8 protein-coding genes are annotated in these 12,287 nt (G+C 45.0%); 6 read left to right on the forward strand and 2 right to left on the reverse strand.

From position 1 onward, the window contains the following. Positions 1-106: 106 nt before the first annotated feature. Together AC23P2_RS13830 and AC23P2_RS13835 are read left to right on the forward strand one after the other, a co-directional pair. Positions 107-430: an AAA family ATPase gene (locus AC23P2_RS13830; RefSeq protein WP_487773744.1), complete on the forward strand. Its 324-nt coding sequence runs from the start codon at positions 107-109 to the stop codon at positions 428-430. Between the two features lie 70 nt (positions 431-500). Further along, complete coding sequence (locus AC23P2_RS13835) at positions 501-806, forward strand: hypothetical protein (RefSeq protein WP_487773745.1); 306 nt, start codon at positions 501-503, stop codon at positions 804-806. A 53-nt stretch (positions 807-859) separates the two neighbouring features. Here AC23P2_RS13835 and katG read toward each other — a convergent pair whose 3' ends face one another. Next, positions 860-3,079 (reverse strand): catalase/peroxidase HPI, encoded by a 2,220-nt coding sequence (katG, locus tag AC23P2_RS13840; protein ID WP_487773746.1) that lies wholly within the window; start codon positions 3,077-3,079, stop codon positions 860-862. Positions 3,080-3,194: 115 nt separating this feature from the next. On the opposite strand from katG, the gene AC23P2_RS13845 reads away from it, so the two are divergent. From AC23P2_RS13845 to AC23P2_RS13860, 4 genes are all read left to right on the forward strand, one after another. Continuing rightward, positions 3,195-4,139 carry a LysR substrate-binding domain-containing protein gene (locus AC23P2_RS13845; protein ID WP_487773747.1) on the forward strand — a complete coding sequence of 315 codons (945 nt, stop codon included), beginning with the start codon at positions 3,195-3,197 and terminating at the stop codon, positions 4,137-4,139. Between the two features lie 211 nt (positions 4,140-4,350). Continuing rightward, positions 4,351-7,113: a M14 family metallopeptidase gene (locus AC23P2_RS13850; protein ID WP_487773748.1), complete on the forward strand. Its 2,763-nt coding sequence runs from the start codon at positions 4,351-4,353 to the stop codon at positions 7,111-7,113. Between the two features lie 430 nt (positions 7,114-7,543). Beyond that, on the forward strand, positions 7,544-8,791 hold the full coding sequence (locus AC23P2_RS13855) for a cysteine dioxygenase (protein WP_487773749.1): 1,248 nt from the start codon (positions 7,544-7,546) through the stop codon (positions 8,789-8,791). Positions 8,792-8,811: 20 nt separating this feature from the next. After that, positions 8,812-10,209 (forward strand): hypothetical protein, encoded by a 1,398-nt coding sequence (locus AC23P2_RS13860; RefSeq protein ID WP_487773750.1) that lies wholly within the window; start codon positions 8,812-8,814, stop codon positions 10,207-10,209. 45 nt (positions 10,210-10,254) lie between these two features. Here AC23P2_RS13860 and AC23P2_RS13865 read toward each other — a convergent pair whose 3' ends face one another. Next, the gene (locus AC23P2_RS13865) at positions 10,255-12,090 is read right to left on the reverse strand and encodes a tetratricopeptide repeat-containing sensor histidine kinase (RefSeq protein WP_487773751.1); all 1,836 of its coding nucleotides are present in this window, start codon (positions 12,088-12,090) and stop codon (positions 10,255-10,257) included. Positions 12,091-12,287: the final 197 nt, after the last annotated feature.

Raw genomic sequence — 12,287 nt, forward strand, 5'->3', positions numbered from 1 at the left:
AAACTTTCGGGAGGGTTCGCCTCAACGCCTAAGAAATCAGCATCTTTTTTAGGCGTTACCCTAATTCTGTGACAAAAATTCCAAAAAATTGCCCTTTTTTTATGACATGTTCAATCGGACTTTATTAAAAGAACTAGAAGAATGGTCAGTAAAACCAATGCGAAAACCATTGGTACTAAGAGGTGCAAGGCAAGTTGGGAAAACGACAATTGTCAATCATTTCGCTCAACAATTTCAACAGTATATCTATCTGAACTTAGAATTGCCAGACGATAGAGGCCCGTTTGAACAATTTGTGTCTTTTGAGCAATTAATCCAAGCCTTATTTTTTCTCAAAAACCAACGATTAGTTGATAAAGCTAAGACATTGATTTTTACTGATGAAATTCAGGTAGTATTGACAAACCGCCTTTTTTCGAGTGTAATGTAGATGACGATTAACGTTTAAAAGACTACACCTAATCCGAAAAATTGTATTTTTGTTAGCCAATCATAAGAAAATGAGCGAGATAAGAGAGCGATACGTCAATCCTTTTACTGACTTAGGTTTTAAGAAGTTGTTTGGAGAAGAACCGAATAAGGAATTGCAGTCTTATGAAGATAGTTTGAAATATTACCGTGATTTGAAAAACTCGTTAGATACTGCTTTTGAAGAAGGCAAAATAGAAGGCAAAATAGAAGGAGAAGTATCAAAAGCGATTGAAGTGATAAAAAAAGGGTATTCAGAAGGGCTTTCGGTAGAGGTACTTGCAAAGCTGACAGGTATGTCGGTAAGTGAAGTGAGCCGAGTACTCAATAATATTTAACGCGGTGACCTACTGGGAGGCCACCGCGCGGAGCATATAAGAGAATAGGCTATTTATGCTAAATCAAAACGGTCGAGGTTCATCACCTTCGTCCAAGCAGCTACGAAATCGTTCGCAAATTTCTCGTGAGCATCTTCGCAAGCATACACTTCGGCGATGGCACGAAGCTCAGAGTTTGAACCAAAAATAAGGTCAACCCGCGTTGCAGTCCACTTTGGCTCACCCGTAGCGCGGTCGCTGCCTACAAATACGTTTTGGGCATCTGACGTAGCTCTCCAAGTAGTACCAAAGTCAATCAAATTAACGAAGAAATCGTTGGTAAGCGTTTCTGGACGGTCAGTAAATACGCCATGCTTCGACTTACCAGTATTGGCATTGAGAACGCGCAAACCACCCACCAACGCCGTCATTTCTGGCGCTGTCAAAGTCAATAATTGCGCTTTGTCAACGAGCATTTCTTCGGCTGAAACGGTGTAAGTCCCTTTAGAGAAGTTACGGAAACCATCGGCGATTGGCTCAAGTACATCAAACGATTCTACGTCAGTTTGTTCTTGTGACGCATCGCTACGGCCTGGGGTAAATGGCACTGTAATGTCAAGTCCTGCGTTTTTCGCCGCTTGCTCAATACCCGCACTTCCACCCAACACAATAAGGTCAGCGATAGATACTGGCTTGTTGAACGAGGCTTGGATACCTTCCAATACTCCCAATACCTTAGCCAATTGTGCAGGATCGTTGGCTGCCCAATCTTTCTGAGGAGCAAGACGAACGCGTGCGCCGTTGGCTCCACCGCGCTTGTCCGAACCACGGAAAGTTGAAGCCGAAGCCCAAGCGGTTGACACGAGTTCAGATACTGACAATCCTGACGCCAAAATAGCGGCTTTGAGCGATGCAATGTCTTGGTCATTAATCAAATCGTGCGTAACAGCAGGAATTGGGTCTTGCCAAATCAATTCTTCTGCGGGTACTTCTGGGCCAAGGTAGCGAGCACGTGGACCCATGTCGCGGTGCGTCAATTTGAACCATGCACGGGCAAACGCATCAGCAAACTCGTCAGGGTTTTCGTAGAAACGACGCGAGATTTTTTCGTAAGCAGGGTCAAAACGTAACGCTAAGTCAGTCGTAAACATGATAGGGGCGTGGCGTTTTGATGGGTCGTGAGCATCAGGTACGCTATCAGCTCCCATGCCGTGCTTCGGTTTCCACTGGTGCGCACCCGCTGGGCTTTTTGTCAATTCCCACTCGTATCCGAAGAGGTTCCAAAAATAGTTGTTGCTCCACTTCGTTGGAGTCGAAGTCCAAGCTCCTTCCAAACCACTCGTAATCGTATATTGGGCGTTTCCTGTTTCGTATGAGTTGAGCCATCCCATGCTTTGCGCCGTAATGTCAGCTCCTGCGGGTTCTGCACCAACGTACTGACCTGGATCAGCAGCACCGTGTGCTTTTCCAAATGTGTGACCACCTGCAATTAAAGCAACAGTTTCTTCGTCGTTCATGGCCATGCGACCAAACGTCACGCGAATATCGTGCGCAGCAGCAAGTGGGTCTGGATTGCCATCTGGGCCTTCTGGGTTGACGTAAATCAAGCCCATTTGTACAGCTGCCAACGGATTTTCCAAGTTACGCTCACCAGAATAGCGGCTGTGCGGGTTGTTGCTGAGTGCCAACCACTCTTTTTCTGCTCCCCAATACACGTCCTCTTCGGGTTCCCAAATGTCTTCACGACCACCACCGAAGCCAAACGTTTTGAAACCCATTGACTCAAGAGCGCAGTTTCCTGCCAAAATCATCAAATCAGCCCAAGAGAGCTTTTTGCCATATTTCTTTTTGATAGGCCAAAGCAACAAACGAGCTTTGTCGAGGTTGCCATTGTCTGGCCAACTGTTTAATGGCGCAAAGCGTTGAGTTCCAGTACCAGCGCCTCCGCGCCCGTCAGCGGTGCGGTACGTACCCGCGCTGTGCCACGCCATACGGATAAAGAATGGGCCATAGTGACCATAATCGGCTGGCCACCAATCTTGTGAGGTGGTCATCAATTCGAAAAGGTCATTTTTAACCGCTTGTAAATCAAGTGATTTGAACTCTTCGGCGTAGTTAAAGCCTTTGTCCATTGGGTTCGACAACGTAGAATGTTGACGAAGAATGTTCAATTTCAACATGTTAGGCCACCAGTCGCGGTTGGCCATGCCTCTGCCGCCTGCGCCTTTGGTTAGTACTGCCCCAGAAAATGGGCATTTACCTTCGCCATTGCCATTGTGATGTACTGAATCCATCTGTGTGAGGTTGTGGTTTGAAGTGGTTTGTTGTTTCTGATTTTTTGTCAAAAGTAGGGATATACGCGGTATCTACCAAACTGATATTTTCTATATTTGCATAAATTTTATCTATATGAATCTTCAACAACTAGAATACATTATTGCTGTTGATACCTACCGACATTTCGTTACGGCGGCCGAAAAGTGTTTTGTTACCCAGGCGACTTTGAGTATGATGATTAAAAAATTGGAAGATGAGCTTGGGGTCAAGGTCTTTGACCGCAGTCGGCAGCCCGTGGTGCCTACTGAAATTGGCAAAAAAATTGTAGAGCAGGCCAAGGTCATCCTCAAAGAAACTGCTCGTATTCGCGAATTGGTGGAGTCGGATACGCAACACATGCAAGGAACGCTAAAAATAGGGATTATCCCGACGCTTTCTCCGTACTTGATTCCGTTATTTCTGCCTTCTTTCTTGCAGAAATATCCAGAGATAAAATTACAAATTCATGAGCTAACAACCAATGAAATTATCCGACAGTTGAAACAAAATCAGTTAGATGCGGGGCTGCTGGCGATTCCGTTACAAGATACGGACATCTCCGTTCAGCATTTGTTTTACGAGGAGTTTGTGGTATATACGGCCAAAACCGACCAACTACTAACCAAAAAGTACCTACTTCCTAAAGACATTGATCTCAAGCGCTTGTGGTTGTTGGACGAAGGGCATTGTTTGCGCAATCAGGTGATTAACCTTTGTGAGTTGAAAGTGCAGGAGCGCCATTTTCGTCAGGTTGATTTGTCTTCGGCGAGTATTGAGACGATTAAAAAAATTGTTGAAATCAACGAAGGCATTACGGTTTTACCTGCCTTGGCGGTCAGTGATTTGAGCGAACAAGAAAAAAATAACATTCGCCATTTTCAATTGCCCGCCCCAGTACGGGAGATAGGCATTGCGAGTTTTCGGTATTTTGTCAAAGAAAAGTTGATAGAAGCCCTCAAAACCGAAATCTTGGCGCACATTCCCGAAGCAATGAAGACCAGCAGCCAGAAACAAGTCATTGAGACAGCGTTGGTGTAGTTTTTACCGTTTATGGTTTCGGGTTTATGGTTCCGACGACAGGAGGGGTGACAAAGTGCCCGACAACCCACAAATCGCTAAATAACGGGGATTTATCAACAAAACTCCCTGAAACGCCCCTCCAATCGTCCAGTTTTCTCATTTTCTTATTACTTTGTGGAGTGAATTGGGTGTTCTGCCCGTATTGACCACAAACAAACTAAATATCCTAATGAGAAAACTGTTACCGCTTTTAATCCTGGCGCTTGTATGCCACGTTGGGTGGGCGCAAATCCCAACGCCTAAGGAGCATTTTGGCTTCAACATTGGCGACGATTACATGCTTGCCACCTACACCCAAACCGAGGCTTATTTTAAAAAATTAGCCACTTCTGACCGTGTTAAATTAGTAAACATTGGTAAAACAGAAGAAGGCCGCGACCAACCTATGTTGATCGTAACGTCGCCCGAAAACCACAAAAAATTGGCGCGTTACCAAGAAATTTCAACCAAAATGGCGCGCGCAGAAGGTTTAACCGACGCCCAAGCCCGCGCCCTTGCCAATGAAGGTAAGGCCATTGTTTGGATTGATGGAGGAATTCACTCCAACGAAACGGTAGCTTGGATGCAGCTCATCGAAACAGCTTATCAGCTTGTTTCGCGTAAAGATGCGGAAGTGACTCGTATTCTTGACAATGTGGTGATTTTGATGACCCACATTAACCCCGACGGACAAGAATTGGTTGCTAATTGGTATATGCGTAACGCAACGCCTGAGAAACGTTCGTTGGGACAATTGCCTCGCTTGTATCAAAAATACGCAGGTCACGACAACAACCGCGATTTCTTTATGTTGCAGTTGAAAGAAACCCAAAACGTAGGTCGTCAGTTGTTTGTTGACTGGATTCCGCAGATTATGTATAACCACCACCAACGTGGGCCTGCGGGGTCAGTGTTGGCGGGGCCTCCTTATCGTGACCCTTTTAACTACGTCTTTCACCCGTTGATGATTACGGGAATTGATGCCCTAGGCGCGGCGATGATTAATCGTTTGATTGCCGAAGAAAAACCTGGTTTCACGCGTTTGGGTGGCTCGGTTTTCTCGACTTGGTACAACGGAGGCTTGCGTACGACGACGCACTTCCACAATCAAATCGGTTTGTTGACTGAAATCATCGGTGGACCAACACCCGAAACCGTACCGTTGGTGCCAAATCGTTTGATTCCAAACGGCAATACACCATACCCCGTAACGCCTCAAAAATGGTACTTTAAGCAGTCAATTGATTACTCGGTATCGTGTAATTATGCCGTGTTGGACTATGCAGCTCGTCACCACGACGAATTGTTGTACAATATATATGTAATGGGTAAAAACTCCATCGAACGTGGAAGTAAAGATTATTGGACACTTTCTCCCAAAAAATCAGAAGCCATCGTAGAAGCCCAGAAAAACGACAAAACCGAAAAACCTGCGGCTCCAGAAGCACCCGATCCATTCGGAATGCGTGGCGGAATCCCTGCCAAGTACTACGACCAAGTGTTGAAAGATCCTAAAACACGTGACGCGCGTGGCTACATCATTCCAGCAGTGCAAGCGGATGTGGCAACAGCTACAAAATTTGTCAATGCCTTGATTCGTACAGGTATTCAGGTACACAAAGCTACTGCCGATTTTACGGTAGAAGGCAAAACTTACCCCGCAGGTTCGTTCGTGGTAAAAACCGCTCAGTCGTTCCGTCCGCACGTGTTGGATATGTTTGAACCGCAAGATCACCCCAACGACTTCCCTTATCCAGGTGGCCCTCCAACGCGTCCTTACGATGCCGCAGGTTGGACGTTGGCTTACCAAATGGGTGTGAAATTTGACCGTATCTTAAACGGTTTTGAAGGGCCATTCCAAGCAATTCCTTACGGAGAGCTTCAGTCAGTAACGGGTAAAGTGGACGCAGCTGCCCCAGCAGGTTATACGTTGAGCAGCCAAGCCAACAACGTTTACATTGCCGTGAATGATTTATTGAGTGCAGGTATTCCAGTATTCCGTTTGCCACAAGGGGCAGGAAGCGCGGAGGCGGGTGCGTTTTATGTGCCAGCTTCGGCGAAAGTGAAGCCATTGTTGGAAAAAGCAGCCAAAGAATTGGGGGTAGATGCCGTGGGTGTTGCCAAAAAACCTACGGGTACGTTGGTAAAAGTAGCGCCTTCGCGAATTGCTTTGTGGGATACTTATGGCGGTTCGATGCCTTCGGGTTGGGTACGTTTGTTGATGGAACAATATCGTTTTCCAATGCAAGTGATTTATTCGCAGGAAGTTGACGCGGGTGAGTTGCGTAAAAAATATGACGTAATAGTATTCGTAACGCGCGCGATTCCTGCGCCACCAAGCGCAGGTCGTGAAAATGACCCGTATGCGGCTTTTGCGGGAGGTGAACCCAAAGCCGATGATATTCCAGCGGAGTTCCGTGCTTCATTGGGACGTATTACGGCTGACAAGTCGATTCCACAATTGAAGAAGTTTATGGAAGAAGGTGGGAAAATTGTGACCATCGGTACCAGTGCCAACCTTGCTTATCACCTTGGTTTGCCAGTACGTAATGCACTTACTGAAATGACAAATGCAGGGGTAGAGCGTCCATTGCCTGCCGAAAAATACTACATTCCAGGAAGTTTGTTGCGCGTAACGCTCGATTCGACGCAAGCTGCTACGTGGGGAATGGCCAACCAAGCTGACGTCTATTTTGACTCAAGCCCTGTGTTTAAATTGGCGCCAGCAGCCGTTGCCAAAGGTGAAGTAAAACCGTTGATTTGGTTTACTGCCGACAAGCCGCTCCGCTCGGGATGGGCGTGGGGACAAAGCTACCTGCGCGATGGCGTAGCTGCTTTTGAAGCACCAATTGGCTCTGGAAAACTCACCGTTTTTGGGCCAGAAATTACCTTCCGTGCCCAATCACAAGGAACGTTTAAGTTGCTGTTTAACCAACTTTATACGACCAACTAACGTTTAGTTGACTCCGTTCAAAACGCCAAGTTGCTTCGGTAGCTTGGCGTTTTTTGCAGTAGTACGCCCCAAACTGTAATTTGGGGCGAAAAGGTGCGGCGTCTCTGACGCCGTTTTGGGAGTTAAATAATTGTCATTTATTCATAGTAGATGTGTTGAAAAATGTACTTTTTTTTCTATCTTGCTCGCAAGTCTTAAATGCTTAAACCTCAACGTTAACGATTATGAAAAAAAGAACATTAATCTTCTTACCTCACCGCTAACAATAGCTCCCTAAAAGCGGTTTTTCTCCTTTTTTCTGTCCATTTAGTACGTTTTCAAAACGTATGGTTTGGTCATTTTTGCCTATTTAACAATTAATACTCAACGCTTTATGTCTTACAGTAACTCGCAAAAAAATTTGCCACGGGCAATTAGTTTACTTCCCCCAGTGGAATTTTCCGCGCCCGCACTCGAAATGGAAGAAAGTGGGGTAAAAACCTACGTTTTACCAATTCACGGGCAAGGGGTATTCCTGTTTTCAGTCACCGAACCAGCTAACTTAGAAGGAACAACTGTATCCATTTCCTTCTGGGATACTTTTTACAAAGATGGCCTTCGTTTTACCCTCGGAGTGGGTACCTTAGAGCTGTCGCGGATGTCGGAAGACACCCCTTTAGCAACCGCCAATACGGGCTTGGTTCAGAACAAAAATGCGTTTTATTGGATAAGTCTTGATGCACACCAACGCGCTATTAAGTTTGGGGTGGGGGAAGCGCGGTTAGAAACGATGTCGTTTCAATACGTTTTAGAAGGCAATACGACCGACGAAAACCACGAATTGGTGCGCTTTTTGGAAAAACTCACCACGATTAAAGTACCCTCAGTTGATGCTTTCAAACCTATCAAATTGTTGCGTGACCCCATCGTACAATCGTCGCCTTTGAGGGTGAAAAATACGGAAGAATTGACCATGGGCGACATTGCCAATAACTCATTTTTACCTAAATCAAACCTTTCGACCATTGCCCAAAAACTCTACGACAACGTAGCAGGAAAGCGCTTTGTGCTTGATGATGAGTCGTTTCCGCAGTTTTCGCAGGCCATTGAGTACAGTATTGCCAATCCAGACGGTTGGTGTAATGCCACCCTTATCAAAAAAAGTGGCGAGTTTGGTGAGAAAAATCTTAATAAAACCTATTTGCGTATTACCCTGGGAGTCAACAGTGGGGAGTCGCCTGGGGTACCCTATGTGATGGAAATTTGGCCTCCAGGGCATTATTCCCCCATTCACAATCATGCGGGAGCCAATGCCATCATTCGGGTGTTGCACGGGGCGATTTCGGTCAAACTTTTTCCATTTTTAGGCACTGACGACGAAGAAAGTGTCGCAGGCTTTGCGGTGGCTACGTTTTCAAAAGACGATATTACGTGGATTAGCCCCGAAATGAATCAAATCCACCAGCTCAAAAACCTAGACGGCAACGTCGAAACGTGCATTACAATTCAGTGCTACATGTACGATGCGGAGGACCAAACGCACTACGATTATTTCGACTACCTTGGTACAAAAGGGAATACCGAACATTACGAACCCGATTCGGACGCTGATTTTGTTTGGTTCAAAGCCCAAATGAAAAGCGAATGGGATGCCCATTTGAAGGAACAGGAAGAACAATTTCTCAAAAGCAATTTATAACTAAAACCCGTCTCAACCGTATGAATTCTCAACGATTTACGAACACCTTGGCCATGGCAGCCGTGGGTGGATTGATGATGCTCGCCTGTAAAACTGGCTCAGAGCAAACTACTTCTTCGGCTTCCGAAGCGCTCGTTATCACGAGTTCAGCTGCGGGAAATTTTCCCAGCTATTGCCCCATTTTTCCCGTTCCAGCTGGCACCAAAGATACCTTTTCGCTTAGTCAGGCGTATCCCGACACATTTGATGTGAATGCAGCGGAACCTTGGATGGAGGTGGATTTTCGTACCGATTATCAAAAATACATGAAAACCGTCCTCTCGTATGCGATGGAAGGCAATTTGGAGGTGGATTTTAACGTGCAAAAAAATGCCATTCGGCAGTGGTACAGCGCGCCTTGGATGCACGACGATGGTAAGCGCCCTGCCGAAAAAGGCCAAAACTCGGGTCGGGAGTGCTTACACGGACTCACGCGCGAAATCACCATTCCTGTCGGAACTTTGGCCGCTGCTCAAACCGTACCTTATCAAACCTACGCCATAGCATTTTATAACCAACCTGGTGGCTACACGATGGGTAAAGTGTGGAAAAATCCAGAAAAACCTGCGGTAAAACAGAGTACATTCCCCGAAGGAACGGTGGCTTTTAAATTACTTTTTACCGAAGCAGATACCACGCAAGTACCGTATTTGGCCAATTCTAAAAAGTGGACGGCCAATATCTTTTATCCGTACAATGCCTACGCGGAGCGTGTCAATAAAGATGTGCGTTTGTTGCAGCTCGACATCGCCATCAAAGATGAGCGAGCTACCGAAACTTCGGGCTGGGTGTATGGGACTTTCATTTATGACGCGTCACAGTCGGGCTCGTCGTGGGTAGATCGTATGGTGCCTGTGGGACTCATGTGGGGCGATGATTCGGGCGATTCGACGATGTTGAACGTGTCCAACAAATACAACCCATCGCTCAAGCAATCGGTCATTAACCAGAGCTTGCTAACGGTGCCGCCTGCGGGTTCAAACAAAGCGTATGTGACGCACCTCGGGATGGGTGGGCGCATGAACGGCCCCGTGGATAATCCCATTTCTTCGTGTATTTCGTGCCACGCGCGGGCGGCGATTAGCGACGAAGGCGTTCCTGCCAGTATTGCCAACTTTGGAGCAAAAAAATACACGTACCAAGATTTTCAAACCTACTTTAGCACCATTCCGTGCGGGGTAACGACGATTACCCAGAAGGACTCTAAAGGAAACGAAACTAAGTTTACGACGGGCGATTATTCGTTTCAATTGGTCAATGGTATTCGTAATTTTATGGCACTTTTGCCGCCTCCTGCGGCTAAGCAGGGAATGCTTCGGGCTGCAAAACGCAAACCTATCCCGATGGTAAGCCGTGATGGTAGCGTGGATTTGGATTAAGGATTTGTAGTGTAAAATAGCCCTCTCCAAAGACCACGGAGGGGGCTATTTTTTGAATTCAAGTCTAAATGTTGTCCCCTCGTTGGGTTTGCTCGTGACCACAATGTTGCCGCCATTGGCTTCGACCAATTCCTTCACAAGTACCAAACCGAGACCTGTTCCTTTTTCACGGCCTGTTCCAACCTGAGAAGTTTGTTTACTTAATTGGAATAAACTTTTTACTTTCTCTGGTGACATTCCGACGCCTGAGTCTTTTATTTCAATAAAGTTACTATTTTTTGTTATGCTGTAATTTAGTAGAATATTACCGCCAGGGTGACTAAATTTTAACGAGTTGTGAAGCAGGTTCCGTATGATAATGATAAAATGATTTTCGTCAATACAAATTTGGTTTTCTGAAGCGGTTAAATTATGTACATTAATATTTTTAGTTTTAAATGAATGAATTAAAATGTTTACTTGCTCTTCAATGATAGGATGAATGTGGATTAATTTTTTCTTTGGAAAAAAACCACCGAGTTGCGAGACCGACCAGTGCAAAACATTCTCTAACATGTCATACACTGAACCAAGCTGAGACGTAAGACTTTGCGCTGATTCTTTAAACTCTTCTTGGCTCAATTCGCCCCAATTGACCAGCATCAAATAGTTTTTTAGGCCAATAATGGGTGAGCGTAAGTCGTGAGAAAGAATGGCAAAAAGTTTGTCTTTGGTGGAATTGATACCTTGAAGTTCTTTTTTTCTGGACTGTTCTTTGCGATAAAAGTGGTAAATAGAGCCACTTAGCGCCAAAATTAACAAAGCGACGGCGATTGCTAAATAGGTAAAAAGCTGTTGTTTCTCCACTTCCTTTTGTTTAATTGCCACATCACGTTCGGCTTCGGCTTGAATAACTTTTTTACCTGCATCGTCCGTAAGTCGCTCGATAACTTGCTGATTTTCGATGGCGTGAAATTTTTTATGATATTCGAGGGCAAGGGCGTATTGTTTTTTCTTTTCGTATATTTCTGATAAAAGTTCAAAAGCCGTACCTTTTGCTGGCAAATTAAACCCAACCGTATCGCGAAGCGATGCTACTTCATTGGCGTGTTTGATGGCTAAGTCGAGGCGGTCATTTTTGAAATAGATGGAGGCGACAATCAGTTTGTCGTCTAAATCAAGGTTAGTTGCCGAGATTTTGTCCACTAGAGCCATCGTTTTGGCGTGATACAGGTTTTGTTCTTCTTTTTTATCGGGGTGATTTTTCAGGGCATCTACCAAACTATTATAGGCTGTAATCTTGGTAAAAGGGTCGGCGTTGGTTCGTTCCATTAGTTTAACCAATCGTCGATTTACAATGACTTGCTCATCCCACTTTTTATCGTTTTCGAGATTTTGTGAAATTGAAATAAAGGGACCATCAACGGGATCAGGGGCTTTTTCAAGGTATTCAATCGCCGTGTACATGACTTTATACATTTCGGGGCGGTTGTTTTGGTGGTGATGAATGATTCCCATGGCGTAATAAACCCAGCCAATAAATAGGTTATTTTGGGCGTTTTCGGCTTCTATCAACGCTTTTTGTAACCACTGAAAGGCCGTTGATTCATCAACTTTTCCGTACAAATAGGTAAGCGCAATATAGTGAACGGCTTTAAAACGATTTACTTTATCATTGTTCCTTTTGGCCAAACGGTACCCCTCATGGTAAAGTGGTAATAACTCATCTGCCCTATCGGTATATTTTGTTGGTTTTTCGGAAAACAAAATCCGTAGTTTGGCGGTGTCCGAGTTTGCCTTTTTGTAGGCGGTAACAAGCTCATCAAAACTCACTGAGTTTTTGGAAAAAACGGATAATTGGCAACAGAATAGAATGATAACAAAGAGGAGAAGTTTTCTCATAAACGCTTGTGGAAAATATAAACGACAACAAATATAACGTAAATAGTAGTAGCTATCATACTTCAATTGAACAATATTCTAGTTACGTTAAAAAGAGATTGAGAGGCTTATTGAAATATCGTAACTGTTTAGGTACGCTATTTGCATAGATGAGATTATGGAAGAGTTGATCAAAGAAATATCAGACTTGAAGGCGT

It is taken from the genome of Runella sp. R0.1_18, from assembly GCF_057652155.1.

Coding starts and splice junctions, on each gene's coding strand:
- AC23P2_RS13830 (WP_487773744.1), top strand. CDS start 107: ATGTTCAATCGGACTTTATTAAAAGAACTAGAAGAATGGTCAGTAAAA.
- AC23P2_RS13835 (WP_487773745.1), top strand. CDS start 501: ATGAGCGAGATAAGAGAGCGATACGTCAATCCTTTTACTGACTTAGGT.
- katG (WP_487773746.1), bottom strand. CDS start 3,079: ATGGATTCAGTACATCACAATGGCAATGGCGAAGGTAAATGCCCATTT.
- AC23P2_RS13845 (WP_487773747.1), top strand. CDS start 3,195: ATGAATCTTCAACAACTAGAATACATTATTGCTGTTGATACCTACCGA.
- AC23P2_RS13850 (WP_487773748.1), top strand. CDS start 4,351: ATGAGAAAACTGTTACCGCTTTTAATCCTGGCGCTTGTATGCCACGTT.
- AC23P2_RS13860 (WP_487773750.1), top strand. CDS start 8,812: ATGAATTCTCAACGATTTACGAACACCTTGGCCATGGCAGCCGTGGGT.
- AC23P2_RS13865 (WP_487773751.1), bottom strand. CDS start 12,090: ATGAGAAAACTTCTCCTCTTTGTTATCATTCTATTCTGTTGCCAATTA.